At 42.2% G+C, this 16,409-nt stretch carries 14 protein-coding genes and 1 tRNA gene; 8 read left to right on the forward strand and 7 right to left on the reverse strand.

Annotated elements, in window-relative coordinates:
* Nucleotides 1–80 precede the first annotated feature (80 nt).
* Nucleotides 81–2,786, reverse strand: coding sequence for a type I DNA topoisomerase (gene topA / locus N5852_RS08955; protein WP_262097464.1), 2,706 nt, complete (start codon nt 2,784–2,786; stop codon nt 81–83).
* A gap of 352 nt (nt 2,787–3,138) precedes the next feature.
* Between topA and N5852_RS08960 the strand changes: the two genes are divergently transcribed.
* Entirely contained in the window at nt 3,139–3,375 is a 237-nt protein-coding gene (locus N5852_RS08960) for a hypothetical protein (protein WP_262097465.1), read from the forward strand.
* Here the strand turns inward: N5852_RS08960 and dprA are convergent.
* Together dprA and plsY are read right to left on the reverse strand one after the other, a co-directional pair.
* Nucleotides 3,336–4,592, reverse strand: a complete 1,257-nt coding sequence (dprA, locus tag N5852_RS08965) for a DNA-processing protein DprA (RefSeq protein ID WP_262099736.1) — start codon at nt 4,590–4,592, stop codon at nt 3,336–3,338. The genes N5852_RS08960 and dprA overlap by 40 nt on opposite strands.
* 6 nt (nt 4,593–4,598) lie before the next feature.
* Complete coding sequence (gene plsY, locus N5852_RS08970) at nt 4,599–5,216, reverse strand: glycerol-3-phosphate 1-O-acyltransferase PlsY (protein WP_262097466.1); 618 nt, start codon at nt 5,214–5,216, stop codon at nt 4,599–4,601.
* 214 nt (nt 5,217–5,430) lie between these two features.
* On the opposite strand from plsY, the gene N5852_RS08975 reads away from it, so the two are divergent.
* Nucleotides 5,431–5,727: a hypothetical protein gene (locus tag N5852_RS08975; RefSeq protein WP_262097467.1), complete on the forward strand. Its 297-nt coding sequence runs from the start codon at nt 5,431–5,433 to the stop codon at nt 5,725–5,727.
* Nucleotides 5,728–5,737: 10 nt separating this feature from the next.
* Here the strand turns inward: N5852_RS08975 and N5852_RS08980 are convergent, their stop codons facing one another.
* The 3 genes from N5852_RS08980 to N5852_RS08990 all read right to left on the reverse strand — a co-directional run bounded on the left by N5852_RS08980 (nt 5,738) and on the right by N5852_RS08990 (nt 7,886).
* Nucleotides 5,738–6,352, reverse strand: coding sequence for a class I SAM-dependent methyltransferase (locus N5852_RS08980; protein ID WP_262097468.1), 615 nt, complete (start codon nt 6,350–6,352; stop codon nt 5,738–5,740).
* Nucleotides 6,353–6,414: 62 nt separating this feature from the next.
* Nucleotides 6,415–6,489: transfer RNA gene (locus N5852_RS08985), tRNA-Glu, on the reverse strand.
* Nucleotides 6,490–6,563: 74 nt separating this feature from the next.
* Nucleotides 6,564–7,886, reverse strand: coding sequence for a D-Ala-D-Ala carboxypeptidase family metallohydrolase (locus N5852_RS08990; protein WP_262097469.1), 1,323 nt, complete (start codon nt 7,884–7,886; stop codon nt 6,564–6,566).
* Nucleotides 7,887–8,438: 552 nt separating this feature from the next.
* Between N5852_RS08990 and N5852_RS08995 the strand changes: the two genes are divergently transcribed.
* The 6 genes from N5852_RS08995 (at nt 8,439) to N5852_RS09020 (ending at nt 15,798) form a co-directional block, all read left to right on the forward strand.
* Nucleotides 8,439–8,792, forward strand: coding sequence for a hypothetical protein (locus tag N5852_RS08995; protein WP_262097470.1), 354 nt, complete (start codon nt 8,439–8,441; stop codon nt 8,790–8,792).
* Nucleotides 8,793–9,041: 249 nt separating this feature from the next.
* On the forward strand, nt 9,042–10,226 hold the full coding sequence (locus tag N5852_RS09000; protein WP_262097471.1) for an LL-diaminopimelate aminotransferase: 1,185 nt from the start codon (nt 9,042–9,044) through the stop codon (nt 10,224–10,226).
* Between the two features lie 497 nt (nt 10,227–10,723).
* Nucleotides 10,724–12,043, forward strand: a complete 1,320-nt coding sequence (locus N5852_RS09005) for a homoserine dehydrogenase (RefSeq protein ID WP_262097472.1) — start codon at nt 10,724–10,726, stop codon at nt 12,041–12,043.
* Between the two features lie 155 nt (nt 12,044–12,198).
* On the forward strand, nt 12,199–13,188 hold the full coding sequence (gene glpX, locus N5852_RS09010; RefSeq protein ID WP_262097473.1) for a class II fructose-bisphosphatase: 990 nt from the start codon (nt 12,199–12,201) through the stop codon (nt 13,186–13,188).
* A gap of 358 nt (nt 13,189–13,546) precedes the next feature.
* A complete protein-coding gene (locus N5852_RS09015) occupies nt 13,547–14,515 on the forward strand; it encodes an aspartate carbamoyltransferase catalytic subunit (protein ID WP_262097474.1) in 969 nt (322 codons plus the stop codon).
* Nucleotides 14,512–15,798 (forward strand): dihydroorotase, encoded by a 1,287-nt coding sequence (locus N5852_RS09020; RefSeq protein ID WP_262097475.1) that lies wholly within the window; start codon nt 14,512–14,514, stop codon nt 15,796–15,798. Before N5852_RS09015 ends, N5852_RS09020 begins: the two co-directional genes overlap by 4 nt.
* 108 nt (nt 15,799–15,906) lie before the next feature.
* On the opposite strand, the gene N5852_RS09025 is transcribed toward N5852_RS09020, so the two are convergent.
* Entirely contained in the window at nt 15,907–16,329 is a 423-nt protein-coding gene (locus N5852_RS09025; protein WP_262097476.1) for a Kazal-type serine protease inhibitor family protein, read from the reverse strand.
* Nucleotides 16,330–16,409 lie beyond the last annotated feature (80 nt).

Raw genomic sequence — 16,409 nt, forward strand, 5'->3', positions numbered from 1 at the left:
GACTAGATTTGCTGTTGCTTTTCTTTGGTTTTTTAGCCAAGGTTACTCTGCTTTCTCAAAATTATTTTGTTTTCCTATAATTAGTCTGTTTTCTTTGCTGCAGCTTTTTTTGTCGCAGTAGCCTTTTTAGGTGCGGCTTTTTTTGCAGCCTTCGGCGCTTCACCGCTACCCTCAGCTACTGCCGTTTTTTTGGTTGCGCTTTTTGTTGCGACCTTTTTGGCGGACGGCTTCTTAGCAGGTGTTTTTTTAGCAGCCACTTTCTTTGTTGGTGCTTTAGCAGCCTTTGCGGCTAGCAAAGCAATTGCTTCTTCAACAGTTAAGCTAGCAGGATCCATACCCTTCGTTATGGTCGCATTTATTTTACCCCAATTAACATAGGGGCCATAGCGCCCATCACGTACGGTAATTTCGCCACCATCAGGATGCGCACCTAAATTGGCTATGGGTTTTGCACTTGCAGCACTTGCACGCCCACCGCCTTTACTTGCCTTGTCTGCAAGCACGCTCACTGCACGGTTAATACCAATGCTAAACACTTCATCAGCATTTTCTAGGTTAGCATATTTGCCATCATTGGCAATATAAGGGCCATAACGCCCAATGCTTGCTGTAATCATCGTGCCAGTTTCAGGATGCAAACCAATATCACGTGGCAAAGCCAACAAAGCTTGTGCCTTTTCAAAATCGATATCGGCCATTTGCCAACCTTTTGGCAAGCCGGCACGTTTGGCATCCTTACCATCACCACGCTGCACATAAGGACCAAAACGACCAGTGCGCAAAGTTATATCCTCGCCGGTTTCAGGATCCTGTCCTAACACTGCAGGTTCATCACCGAGTGCTTTACCATCACCTTCACCCTCACTACCAAGCTGACGCGTAAATTTACATTCAGGATAATTAGAGCAACCAACAAATGCACCGTAGCGGCCAAGTTTTAACGATAATTGTCCTTGTTTACATAGTGGGCAAGAACGCGGATCTGAGCCATCTTCACGCGCAGGAAAAGCGATTGGCGCAAGTACTTCATTCAAAACATCAAGAACAGCTGTTACCCGCAAATCAGCAATATCGGTAATCGAAGACGAGAATTGCTGCCAAAAATCGCGCAAGACATCTTTCCAAACCAACTTACCATCTGAAATAAGATCAAGCTTGTCTTCAAGACTAGCGGTAAAATCATATTCAACATAGCGATTGAAAAAGTTTTCAAGGAAAGCAGTAACCACCCGTCCTTTGGCTTCAGGAATAAGCTTGCGCTTATCGATATTTATATAATCACGGTCCTGCAATGTCGCAAGAGTGGACGCATAGGTAGATGGCCGACCAATGCCTAATTCTTCAAGCTTTTTAATCAAGCTTGCTTCCGAATAGCGTGGTGGTGGCTCAGTACTATGCTGATCAGCGTCAATGCGAGATTGGGTGAGCACCTCACTCTTTTCCATAAATGGCAAACGTGCACTGCCCTCATCATCTCCAGCATCTTCCTCACGAACATCCATATAGGCAGCTAAAAAGCCATCAAAACGAATAACCGAACCCGTTGCACGAAGATCGGCAATAGACTCGCCATTTCTTGCAGCTATATCAACCGTGGTACGTTCAATATCGGCCGGTAACATTTGGCTAGCAATTGCACGCTTCCAAATAAGATCATAAAGGCGATATTGGTCGGCATCCAAAAATGCCTTCATGGATTGCGGGGTGCGTGAAAAATCAGTTGGTCTAATCGCCTCATGCGCCTCTTGCGCGTTTTTAGCTTTTGCTGAATAAAAGCGCGGCTTTTCCGGCACATAATTATTGCCGAAATTTTTGGCAATTGATTTACGCGCGCCATCAATACCTTCTGGTGCCATTTGCACACCATCAGTACGCATATAGGTTATAAGACCAGTTGTTTCTCCACCAAGATCAATACCTTCATAAAGGCGCTGCGCAACTTGCATAGTGCGTGACGCCGAAAAGCTTAAGCGCGATGACGCGGCTTGCTGTAAGGTAGATGTTGTAAAAGGAGGACCAGGATTGCGCTTTGTTGGCTTTGCTTCCACCGTTTCAATTTTGAAACTCGCACCAACTAACATTTTGCGAATTTTTTCTGCCTGCTCGCCATTTTTAATATCAAGCTTGCCAAGCTTTTTACCTTCAAAATTGGTAAGGCGTGCAATAAATTTTTCCTGACGCGGCGTATTAAGTTCAGCTGCAATCGTCCAGTATTCTTCACGAATAAACCGCTCGATCTCGGCTTCACGATCACAAATCAAGCGCAGCGCTACCGACTGTACACGCCCAGCAGAACGCGCACCCGGCAATTTGCGCCATAAAACGGGCGACAAATTAAAGCCAAAGAGATAGTCTAATGCGCGGCGAGCAAGATAAGCATTTACCAGCGCATCATCAATTTGGCGCGGATGCGCCATAGCATCAAGCACGGAGCTTTTAGTGATAGCATTAAAAACGACGCGGCTTACTGGCTTGTCTTTTAAAACGCGCTTAGCGTTTAGCACATCAAGCACATGCCAAGAAATTGCTTCCCCTTCCCGATCCGGATCGGTAGCCAATATCAATTGGTCAGCATCCTTGACGGCTTTAGCTATTTCAGACAAGCGCTTTGCCGATGCGCTGTCTGTATCCCATTTCATGGCAAAATCTTCATCAGGCAAAACAGAACCATCTTTGGCCGGCAGATCACGCACATGACCAAATGAGGCAAATACCTTATAGTCGCTTCCCAGATACTTATTAATTGTTTTTGCTTTTGCTGGTGATTCGACAACAACTACTTTCATCTTCAATTCCCATTTTGGAACAAACCTATTGGTTAAATAAGTCATCCCTTGTGTTAAATCGCATCAAAATTCAAAAATCGCGAAAAAAAATCTCTGCATTCAAATGACCAGTCAATGAGATAACGTCAAGTCCTGATTTAAAATTAACCATAAATAAGATGTTTTTTGGTAAAAATATCGCACTAGCATTGGCTTACCCTTGAAATATCTTATCATACCGATATTTTTAATCATTCATTCAATGATGCAATGAAAAACAAGTAGCCCAATACATAAGTCAAAATTGATGAGATAAATTATTGTGTTAGGCAAAACATCGCATTAGATAAACGACTAAGAGAGCCGAGGTTACATGACCGACCAAAAGAATCAAAATATTAAATCGGCTAAGGAAATCGATCAGGTCGGAACGATTAACTATATTCATGAAATGACACTTTCTCTAAAATTAATGGCAGCTAAGGTTAACGAGCCACTGCTTTTTTTTCTACTTGAAGTTGTTGAAAAAGAAAGCCTAGTCCGATTACAAAGTCTTAACGACGCACTTCATCATGAAACAGGCGCAAGTGACACCAAACCGCCTGAATGACGAAGCACCTTGCCAGCAAGGTCAAGCTCTAAAATCGCAAGATAGACTTTTGGCAAAGATAAATCACAATAAAGCGCCAAAGTCTCGACATCAATTGGCGTAATTGACAAATGACGAACAACAGCTTTCCGTTCATTTTCGCTAAGATCATCATCAAGAGCGCTATCATTAACATCAAAGTGGTTTGGATTTACAAGTGAAGTACTTTGTGAGCGTGGCTGGTTCGTTATTGATAAAACGTCCGTAATCGGTATATGCTCATCCTCATATAAATGCTGTTCATTAGATTCATTAACATCTAAAGGTAGCATCTTATCAAATAATGTCATTTCAGGGCAAAGAGGTGTGAGGCTTTCAATAATATCTTTTGCACAATCAACAAGACTTGCGCCTTCCTTGATTAAACCATTGGTGCCAACTGCACGCGGATCAAGTGGCGAACCTGGCACGGCAAAAACCAAGCGACCATAATCAGCAGCTAATCGCGCTGTAATTAACGAACCAGAACGCTTTGCGGCCTCAACCACCAACAATCCTAAACCAATACCTGCAATCAATCGATTTCGGCGTGGAAAATCTTGCGCCCTAGGCTGCCAGCTAATTGGCATTTCACTTATTACGAGATTATTGCTTTTTAGAAGGCTTTGATAAAGATCTCCATGCTCCGTTGGGTAAATATGATCAAGCCCACCTGCCATAACTGCAATCGTTCCGGTTTTTAAACTAGCCAGATGGGCAGCCCCATCAATACCGCGCGCAAATCCAGAAAGGCTAATAAGTCCAGCCTCCCCTAAGTTTGCGGCAAATTGGCTTGCCAGTTTTTGGCCAGCCGCTGATGCATTGCGTGAGCCAACTATGCCAATTGCTGTTTTTTGCAACAACTCTAAATTGCCCTTAGCCGATATTAGCGGCGGTGGATTATCAATAGCGCGCAATAAAGAAGGATAGGCTGGCTCACCAATGCCGATGAAATGGATATTGTTACGCTGTGCAAAATCGAGCTCACGCTCTGCATCGCTTGCCTTTGCAATACGAATTTTGCGCCCACCACCTTGTGACGCTAAATCTGGTACAGCTAGCAATGCTTTTTCTGCCGACCCAAAACGCTCAATCAACTGACGAAAAGTCTGAGGCCCAACATTTTCACTGCGAATAAGCTGTAGCCATGAAAGCCTTTGCTTTTCACTTAATTTTATTCCCCGCCCTTTAATCACAATCCCCTTTTATTTCCCTTTCGCGCCAATTTTACTCTCATGCCCAGACATTAGCCGGCTAATATTACCTTTATGTTTAACAACAATTAAAAATCCCATCAAGACTAATATTGCGGTTATCAAAGGAGAGGTAAGAAAATAGGCCACGAACGGCACTACGATAATCGCAACCAGCGCAGAAAGCGAGGAATAACGCGTTATAAAAGCAGTAATCAGCCAAGTTCCAAGAAAAATAAAGCCACCTTGCCAAAAAACTGCAAAGACTACACCAATATAGGTTGCAACCCCTTTACCGCCCTTAAACTGCAACCAAACAGGAAAAAGATGCCCCAAGAAAGCAAAAAAACCTGCAATCAACCCCGCACCAGGAAAAAGTGCATTGAAAAAAATTACTGCGAAACTGCCTTTTAAAGCGTCACATAAAAGCGTAGCCGCTGCAAGTTTTTTATTTCCAGTACGCAAAACATTGGTGGCACCAATATTGCCTGAACCAATATTGCGGACATCCCCTAAACCAGCAGACTTGGTAAAAAGAAGACCAAAAGGAATTGAGCCCAATAAATAACCTAAAATAGCTGCGGCGATGATCCACAAAACTGGAATTGCTGTTAGTTCATTAAAAAGCATAAAGGCCACCCCTTAAATCTGACGGCTAAAAATTTTTAATAATAATTAAAACATTTTTTTAAAAAGGAAAAGTATAGTTTATAAAAATAGATGATTGCAAACTGTAAAACTAACACAGACTTGTTTCAAATCGAAAGTTAAAATAAATAATGACAACCATGCCAAAATTTATTATGCTTGTTAAGTAAAGGTTAATGACATAAAGGTATTTATAATGACAGAATTTTCAGAAGCTGAAATGATAGCACCTGCACTAGATATAATGGCTAAAACGCCAAACGGTTTCATAACAACGACAGATCTTATAGCGCAATTAAGGCATTGTTTAAAACCTGATGGAAAAGATGTAGCTATATTAACTAATAGGAATGATGATCATTTCAGTCAAAAAGTTAGAAATTTAGTTAGCCACAGAAAAGAAGCAAATGGCTTAGAATGTCGTTCATTAGCTGTATATGATGACGACAGGCAAGGTTGGACCATAACGCAAAAGGGGCGTGACTTCATCTAATAAAACAATACTATTGATAATCATTTGTTTTTTCAAGAGCTTTTCGGCAAGGCGGAACCCAAGTTAAAAGAGGTGACGTTTGCTTATTTTTAATCCAAATAAACCAAGCATAACCGGTCGCTGTACTTGCCTTTGGATCCACACGCCCCTTTACCATGGGAACACGCTCAGAAAATTGAGCAAAAACTGTTGGCGGATTTGTTTTATAGATCCCTTCAAATCTGCCAACACTCTCTAAAAAAACCGTACGAGCTAATATGGCGACTCCTTCGCGCGCCACTTTTAAAGAATTTTCTAAAAATTCCTGAGCTAAGCGGAAAGGCGGATTAGTTATGACCCAATCAAACGACTCAAAATCATATCTCCCAGCAAGAAAATCTTGAACATCTGAATAACCATAAGGATAAATATCAGAAGATACCACATCTAAAAAATATTCAGACAGTGGGCGAGACATATAGCCCCTACCACAAGCTGGCTCCAAACAAGTCTTGGTATGCAATTCTTTATTTTTCAATATAAATTCTAAAAGTGCGCGAGTTGCCCAAGGCGGAGTTGGAAAATCATCTAAACTATCAGGACTCTCAAAGCGCTGAGACATGACTGCATGTGATTTGTTTTGCATAGTATTTAATTCACCTCATACCCTAACAAAAGGTAAATTATAATAAAACAAAAAAACTAAAGTGGTACGCCCAAGGGGAATCGAACCCCTGTTTCCGCCGTGAAAGGGCGGCGTCCTAACCGCTAGACGATGGGCGCCCAAGCAGTGAATGGGCTTATAAACACAAATTTTAAAATCCGCAAGCCCTATTTCACATTTTTTTCAAATAATTCTATTTTTTTCCAGAACAGGACCAATTCCAGTCCCGTCGCGGACCAATATCAACATGGATGGCTTGGTGGCAATAGGTACCTACACCGCCGCGCCCTGGCAAGCTGCGTACAAATTTTGCAACTTCGTATTTGTGGACGCCCGGTACAATAATATCAGCGGCAGCACATGACATATGGAGAGAACGATTAGCACCATTGACCTTACGATTATAAATTGGGTTACGGTATCCCGATGTAATATAGACTGGCCGATTATAATTTCTTTCAATTGTTTTTAAGAGATTAATCAATTGCGGTTTCAAACAGCGCGCATCTACGGCTTTGTGGGCAAGACGCAAGCCATTTGGCAGATTACGGCCCAAACCACCAACTGAGGCCATTTGAATAGATGGAAACACTTCCACCTCGTTTGCATCAATATCAGTATCGTCATAAAGGCTAGAACGATGTTTAATTTCAATACCACCATTAGGGCGCACACCTGGCAATTCACCAGAATATTGACTACGATCAACTCTATCGGGCTTTATCGAGGCAAGCTTATCGGTAGAGCCAATCCCGTTACCTTTTCCCGAACTATCGCTATTTCCTGAAAACAACCGTAAACGCGCACCCTTGTCCTGACTATCGGCTCGTCCTAGCAAACTCTTATCGCCAGTCAAATTTTTATTATTGGTAGTTGTGTTTTCAGAATCATTGTTAGGGTTAAGATTCGCGCTGGTTGAACCACTCTTTTGTTGTTCATCATTCTTTTTATTGGAAAACATCGAGAATAACGACTTTGGCTGCTCTTTTTCGATTTGGTCATTGGATCGAGAAGCTGCGACTTCGTTGTCTGTACCGGTTTTAATCTCAGCTTTATCTTGTTTCGTAACATTGCTGTTTTTAGAATCACTTGTTTCACCAGATGTTACTGGCGCCACATTGCTCTCATCTAAAGTTTTCTTGTTGGAAAACATCGACAACAAGGTTTTAGGTTGGCTATCGGAGGCTTCAGAAACATTAGCCGCTTGCGCTTGCTCATTAACAGCTGTTTTGTTTGATAAACTTTCTTTATTGCTTGAATTTGCTTCCACGCTATCTTCATCTGGAACGGGGATCACATCATTAACGCTGCTAGATTTACGCTTTTTGTTATTTTTAGCGTCTTCTCCATCAACTGTCTGAGCGATAGAGGCAGTATCAGCCAATTGATCATTAAGTGATGTGCAGCTGCTAACAAATGGAAAAAGAACCAAAAGTGCCCCCACCATTTTTACCCCAACGATTTTTGAATGTGGGATGAATGGAAAAGCCCCCTTGTCGTTACAAAACAGTTTCAAACAAAATCTCCAATTTGTTACCAATTTTAAGCCAGCAATAAAAATTTATTAATAAAACGCCATTATGCTTAGTTGAATAAAATTCGACAAGGCTAGTATCAATTGGCAGTAGACCAAGCGCTTTAAATTTTCACTTGCATTAGTTAACAACTAAAGCATAGGAAAATATCACGCTATCATAATGCTGTGGCGATTGGGTTCCAGTCAATTATTATTGCGAGATTTTAACAAAAAACAACATAAAATGGTAAAGATTGATGATAATTAATCTGTAAATTAGTTGATTTACGAATAAAACGGCCGCAGATTAGGGAATCGGTTCATTCTTTTCAATTGAGTTAACCTGACAACAACCAGCACTAATGAAATAGTAAAAATATTTATCGCTTTTTAAAAAAAATAAAAATATAGTTTTTTAGTTGCTTTTTGATTATGTTTTTGTTGAAGCCTTGACGATAAAGATGCAATAGTCAAAATAGAATAAGCATAATAAAGCCATCCTATTGGTTTTTGCTATAATGCTAGCCCATAGGCATGAGGAAATGGATTAAAATGACAGTAGAAAACTATAAAAGCCCTAAAATCCTTTTTACAGTCATTATATTGGCACTTGCTGGAGCGCTTGCTGGGTGTGCAGGCGGCAAAGAGTTTGAAACAGTACCGCAGGAGGGCGCCAATAGAACTGGCGTTTTTCCACGTTTTTCACAAATGCCACAAGGTGAAACCGCACAATTCACTAAAGAAGAGCGTGATCAGCTCGCCAATCAATTAACTCAAAATCGCACAAACCTTGAACGAGCGGCCACCGAGGCTGTTCCAACAGCGCAAGATATTGAGCGCCAAAAGCAAGCTGCGGCGAAATCTGCCGAAGAGACCTTGCGCAAAATTGAACAAGCCGGACAATAATAGAGTTTTTTAATCGCATATATCTGAAATATCTCATGTAAAATGCGTTTATCCTAAGGCATAGGTTTAGCATTTTTGTCTAACACTTAAGCTTCATGCATATAATTAATACATATGCTGACAGATATGCCCATTACATAAGCCAACACATATGATTGAATAATTGGCCGTTGACAGAATGCCATTATTATAATCATGTGATTTATCATTTTAATATTAACTTTAATCAACTAATAGAATGGTCTTGCCATGTCGGAAGAATTTCATAAAATTCGTCGCCTCCCGCCTTACGTCTTTGAACAGGTTAATCGCCTAAAGGCCGCCGCGCGAGCCTCCGGTGCAGATATTATTGACCTTGGCATGGGCAATCCAGATTTGCCAACCCCCAAGGCAATTGTACAAAAGCTTTGCGAAGCTGTCCAAGATCCACGCGCCCATCGTTATTCAGCATCAAAGGGCATCCCCGGCTTACGCCGTGCACAAGCTGCTTATTATGAGCGCCGTTTTGGTGTAAAGCTTAATCCAGACACACAGGTTGTTGCAACTTTGGGTTCCAAAGAAGGCTTTGCCAATATGGCACAAGCAATTACCGCTCCTGGTGATGTGGTGTTGTGCCCAGACCCTACCTATCCAATCCACTCTTTTGGCTTTCTCATGTCGGGCGGCGTTTTACGCTCTATGCCAGCAGCACCGGGTGAAGAATTTATGCGTGCGTTAGATCGCGCAGTGCGTCATTCCATTCCAAAGCCAATTGCGGTTATTTTAAATTATCCATCTAATCCAACCGCTTATGTCGCTGACCTTGATTTTTATAAAGAAGTTGTCGATTTTGCCAAGAAAAATGATTTGATTCTACTCTCAGACCTTGCCTATGCGGAAATTTATTTCGACGATAATCCGCCGCCATCAGTCTTAGAGGTACCAGGCGCCATGGATGTAACTGTTGAATTTACCTCCATGTCAAAAACATTCTCTATGCCGGGTTGGCGTATGGGTTTTGCCGTTGGTAATGAGCGCTTGATTGGTGCTTTAACACGAGTTAAATCTTATCTTGATTATGGTGCTTTCACACCGATTCAGGTTGCTGCGACCGCAGCGTTAAATGGTGATGGCTCGGATATCGCAGAGGTGCGTTCCATCTACAAAAAACGCCGTGATACCATGGTTGAAACCTTTTCACGTGCTGGCTGGGATGTACCGCCGCCAGCTGCAACTATGTTTGCTTGGGCGCCTATTCCACCTAAATATGCCCATTTAGGATCTTTAGAATTTTCTAAATTATTGATTGAAAAGGCTGACGTTGCAGTTTCACCTGGTGTTGGCTTTGGCGAGCACGGCGATGACCATGTACGCATTGCATTGGTTGAGAATGAACATCGCTTGCGCCAAGCCGCACGTAACTTGAAACGTTTTTTCTCTGGCGATAACGCATAATAAAGTACACAATAAGTGTCCACGGTTAGCAACATAGCTAACCGTGGAAATCATTTACAAAAACCAATGCTGCGGCTTATAAATAGCTTTAGAAAAACGAAGCTATCCCATTGATTTAACTATAAAAATAATTTTTTTCAGCAGATATCAATGATAAAATTCAACAGCTCCATTACATTTATCCCGCATATTTTAGCTTGGCACAGCTAAAAATCATTAAAACAATTATAAAATAGAATGATAGACAGAGCGAATGTTATCTGGTTAATGATTGGCAACAACCTTTTAATTATGCTGTATATCTGTATAAGCGGTGGATAAAACCATATTTGATATAAAAATGCTATTTGCACTTGATAGAAGAATAACGTTTTTTATTATAGATTATTTAATAATAAGAGCTTGAAACATCATTACAATAGCTTGATATTTTATTGTAGAAGTTGCTACAAACAAAGTTAGAAACCACATTCTATTTAACTACAACAGGTCAAACCATGAGCGAAGTTTTAAAAGTCGGTATTGCAGGATTAGGAACTGTCGGTAGTGCTGTTATCAATATTCTTCAACAAAAGCAGGAAGAATTAAGCCGTGAATGCGGCCGCAAAATTGAAGTTGTCGGTGTATCGGCTCGTAATCGCAGTCGTGATCGTGGCATTGATTTAAGCGCAATAGAATGGTTTGATAGTCCGGTGGAACTTGCAGCTTCCGATAAAATCGATGTTTACGTCGAGCTAATGGGCGGCGAAGAAGGTTCAGCCCGGCACAGTGTTGAGGCAGCCCTTAAAAAAGGGCATCATGTTGTAACCGCAAATAAAGCCTTGCTAGCTCGTCATGGTATTGAACTTGCACAAATTGCTGAGAGCAAAGGTGCCTTACTAAATTATGAAGCTGCTGTTGCTGGCGGCATTCCTGTCATTAAAGTCATGCGCGAAGCGCTAAGTGCTAATAAAATTACGCGCGTTTATGGCATATTAAATGGCACTTGCAATTATATCCTCACCAAAATGGAAAATGAAGGTATCTCGTTTTCTCAATGCCTCGCCAATGCACAAGCTCTAGGCTATGCCGAGGCTGATCCAACATTTGATATTGAAGGCAATGACACCGCCCACAAATTATCGCTTTTAACTCGCCTTGCTTTTGGCTGCGTTACTTCAGTCAATAATATTTACCTTGAAGGTATTAGCAATATCTCCTTGGCCGATATCCATGCGGCTAAAGAACTTGGCTATCGCATTAAATTGCTTGGCGTTGCGGTTAAAACAGAATCAGGCATTGAACAGCGTGTCCATCCAACAATGGTACCAATATCCTCGGTTATTGCGCAGGTGCAAAATGTAACCAATGCCGTTTCCATTCAAACGGATCTATTGGGAGAAATTATACTATCAGGTCCTGGCGCTGGTGGTGCAGCAACCGCTTCTGCTGTTATTGCCGATATTACCGATATTGCAAAATCCACTCCGGGCTTTCAATATGGGCCAGTATTTGGTACCCCTGCCCGAGATCTTATTCCTTATAAAAAAGCTAAAATGCGCTCTCATGCCGGTGGTTATTTTATCCGTCTTTCTGTCCATGATAAGACAGGTGTTTTTGCAGCAGTTGCAAAACGTATGGCGCAAAACAATATTTCATTGGAATCAATCGTTCAACGCCCAATGTCCGAAGAATTACACCCAGGAACAAAGACAATTATTCTTATCACCCACGAAACAACCGAGTCTTTTGTTCGTACCGCTTTGGAAGCAATTACTAAGGATGGCAACCTTGTTGACAAGCCACAAATGATCCGAATTGAAAGACCCGCATCATAAAATCGATTTAAATTTCTAAATGTAATCAATTATAACGTAAGTTGAACGATCAGCCTCTTGCGTCATCGGCTTGTCTTTGACAAAAGACATTATATAAGATTTGCCGATTTGGTTCGGCATAAGGTGTGCAACCCAAATCCGGTAGGATATTTGTGATGGCTAACTCCACTGACCATAATGTAAATGGACTTGATCGTATTTTAACCCTTGAGCTTGTGCGCGTAACGGAGCGTGCTGCGGTAGCAGCTGCGCGGTTACGCGGACGCGGTGACGAAATGGCTGCCGACCAAGCAGCTGTTGACGCTATGCGCCAAGAGCTTAACCGCTTGCCAATTAATGGTACTGTGGTGATTGGCGAGGGTGAGCGCGATGAAGCCCCCATGCTTTATATTGGCGAAGAAGTTGGCACCAAGCACGGGCCTGCTGTTGACATTGCGCTTGACCCATTAGAAGGCACTACAATTTGCGCCAAAAACCAACCTAACTCAATTGCTGTTATTGCAATTGCAGAAAAAGGCAATCTCCTATACGCACCTGATGTTTACATGGAAAAGATTGCCGTTGGCCCTGGTTATCCAAAAGGTGTTGTTGATATTGATGCATCCGCAACCGATAATATCCATGCACTCGCTAAAGCAAAAGGTGTCGCAATCGAGCATATTACAGCCTGCGTTATGGATCGTCCACGCCACGCTAAGCTCATTGAAGAAATCCGCAGTACAGGTGCTTCGATTCGCCTTATTGGTGATGGTGACGTTGCCGGCATTATTCATACAACAGATCCTGACGAAACAGGCATTGATATTTATCTTGGCATTGGCGGCGCACCAGAAGGCGTTTTAGCAGCGGCGGCACTTCGCTGCATTGGCGGCCAAATGCAAGGACGTCTGCAATTAAATACCGATGAAAAAATTGCGCGCGCGGCTAAAATGGGTGTTTTAGATCCGAAAAAAGTTTATGATATGAGCGAAATGGCCAAAGGTGACGTGCTATTTGCGGCGACCGGTGTCACAGACGGTAATATGCTTTCAGGTGTTAAATTTGCTCGCCATTATATCGAGACGGATACCATTGTTATGCGCTCCCATACCGGCACCATCCGTAACATTAAAGCACGCCATCAAAAAACTGATAAATTCGATTAACATTACCTAAAGGAATCGCTTTTTAGCAAAAGCCTGATTACTATTTATGTTGTAGTGTGATTTTTTACAAAACGCCCTGATTTTAATCATGGGCGTTTTTTATTCTTACAGGTTAGTTTTCTTGAAATTTTTTGTTTTTTTAGGCATTCCCAAAAAACTAAACCTTAGCAATTTAAACTACTTTATTAACATTTTGTTTTTACAGATTTTTATTAAAAACCTATTCCATATTTTTCAACGATCTACACGGAATTAATCGCCAATAAGTTTAAAATCTATTTAACTTAAGCAAAAAGCTAATTGCATCTTGGCATTGCCTTATTCTATAAAAGGCTACGGTTTTATAAAGGCACTCGCCATGACACATCAAAATGATCATCCGATTTTTTCCCATCGCCATTTTCTTGGCATAAAAGGGCTTTCACGCCCAGATCTTAATATTTTACTCGACCGCGCTGATGAAAATGTTGCCATTTCACGCCGCGCCGTCAAAAAGAAGTCTATTTTAAGCGGTCGCACGCAAATCAACCTGTTTTTTGAAGCATCAACCCGCACCCAGTCTTCATTTGAACTTGCTGGTAAGCGGCTTGGGCTTGATGTGATGAATATGGCGGTTGCCAATTCATCACTTAAAAAAGGCGAAACGCTGATTGATACAGCTATGACCCTCAACGCTATGCAGCCTGATGTCTTGGTTGTGCGCCACGCATCGGCTGGCGCAGTTGCATTACTTGCGCAAAAAGTGTCTTGCTCGGTCATTAATGCCGGTGACGGTGCCCATGAGCACCCAACCCAAGCCCTGCTAGACGCATTAACAATTAGGCGTGCCAAGGGCACGATTGAAGGCTTAACTATTGCAATTTGCGGCGATGTTTTACATTCACGCGTTGCGCGCTCTAACATTATTAGTCTCAATCAATTGGGGGCTAAAGTGCGTGTTGTTGCGCCTTCAACACTTTTACCGACCGCTATTGAAGATATGAGCGTTGAAGTTCACCGCGATATGGCAACAGGCATTAAAGATGCAGATGTTATCATGATGCTGCGCTTACAACGCGAACGCATGCAAGGCGCATTAATTCCATCGGTACGCGAATATTTCCATTTTTTCGGGCTTGACCGCGAAAAGTTAAAACTTGCTAAGCCTGACTGCATTGTCATGCATCCAGGCCCAATGAATCGGGGTGTTGAAATTTCCTCCAATGTTGCCGATGGCCCGCACAGCGTGATCCAGACACAAGTCGAAATGGGTGTTGCCGCCCGCATGGCAGTGATTGAGGCATTGCTTGACCAACGCAACTTAAAATTTCGCGGAGATATAGCATGAAAACACATGTTTTAAAGAATGCACATATCGTCGATCCATCTCAAAATATTGATGAAACTGGCACAATTATTATCGAAGATGGTAAAATTTCTGCCATAGGCAAAAGCATACAAAATCAAGGCGCACCTGAAGGCGCTGAAATCCACGACCTCGATGGAAAAACAGTTACTCCAGGCTTGGTCGACACGCGAGTTTTTGTCGGTGAGCCTGGGCAAGAATATCGTGAAACCATTCGCTCGGCAAGCCTTGCTGCCGCCTCTGGTGGGGTTACTTCTTTTTTCATGATGCCCGACACAACACCGGTTATTGATGATGTGTCTTTGGTTGACTTTATTTTAAAAACCGCGCGAGACAATGAATTGGTGCGCGTTTTCCCTACCGGCTCGATCACCAAGGGTATGGAAGGCACAGAAATGGCCGAGATTGGGCTATTAAAAGCAGCGGGAGCTGTTGCCTTTACCGAAGGTAAGAAAACAATTGCCAATGCCAATATTTTACGCCGCGCCATGACTTATGCACGTGATTTTGATGTGCCAATTATTCATGAAACGCAAGATCGCGATTTAACTGGTTCTGGCGTTATGAACTCAGGAATTCTTGCAAGCTGGCTTGGTCTTTCAGGCATTGTCCGCGAAGCAGAACTCATTGCATTGGAACGAGATTTACGCCTCGCCCAATTGACCAAAGCGCGCTATCATGCAGCACAAATTTCCTGTGCCATGTCTGCCGATGCAATTAAACTTGCAAAAACTCGTTGCACTACTATTTCGGCCGGTATTTCAATCAACCACCTATGCCTTAATGAAAATGACATTGGTGAATATCGCACTTTCTTCCGTCTTTCACCACCACTACGACATGAAGAAGACCGTTTGGCTATGGTTGAAGCACTGCGCGATGGTGTTATAGATATTATTGTATCTTCCCATGATCCGCAGGATGCTGATACTAAAAGATTGCCGTTTTCCGATGCTGAACCAGGGGCAATTGGTTTAGAAACCTTACTTGCCGCAGCCCTAAGACTTTATCATGATGGGTCCGTACCGCTGATGCGTTTGATTGATGCCTTATCAACCAAACCTGCACAGTTGTTTGGCCTTGATGTTGGCACATTAAAGACAGGTGCAAAAGCTGATCTTGCGATTATCGATCTTGAGGAACCATGGGTGGTGAAGTTGGATGAATTGCATTCACGATCCAAAAACACGCCTTTTGAAAATGCTCGTTTTCAGGGGCGAGTTCTTAAAACCATGGTTGGGGGACGATTTGTTTTCGAACGCTGATTGATACGATTCAAGCAGAATAAAATAGGCATGAATGAAACCATTCATGCCTATTTTTATAAGTTTTTTTTGATTTTGGCTATTGCAATAAAAATTTAATTAAAAAACTTAGTTTGCTGGGCAAGGCCCGTTTGCCTTTACCACAAAATCTTGTGCTTCAGCCATACAACGATTGCCAAAGGTTTCTGCCTTGCCATCTTTCACACCGCAAACTGGTTTATATTCGCGGGTACAGGCAAATTTTAAAGGCCGCTGTTCTGAGCTACTATTTTCAAGAGGCTTTGGAGTTGAATCCGCAGGAACTTGATCTTGCGGCTTACAGGTGCCTTCTTTAATAATTTTAAACTCGGCAGCTTCCGCCATACAACGGTTAGAAAAGTCCTTTTGCTCACCATTTTTTTCACCACAAACGGGCAAATAATTTAATGGGCAAGGCTTAGCACTGGTATCGCTTTCTTCTTTAGAAGAATTACAAGCTGATAACACCCCAATGGTGGCAAAAACTATTGTAACAAGTGAAATTATACGCATGAGTCGCTCCTTGATTAGAACCAACATAAAACTAGGTAAATGAATATCCTATGAATACCAGAAAAGACTTGCCAAATGCT

The organism is Bartonella sp. HY328, from assembly GCF_025449335.1.
Taxonomy (GTDB): domain Bacteria; phylum Pseudomonadota; class Alphaproteobacteria; order Rhizobiales; family Rhizobiaceae; genus HY038.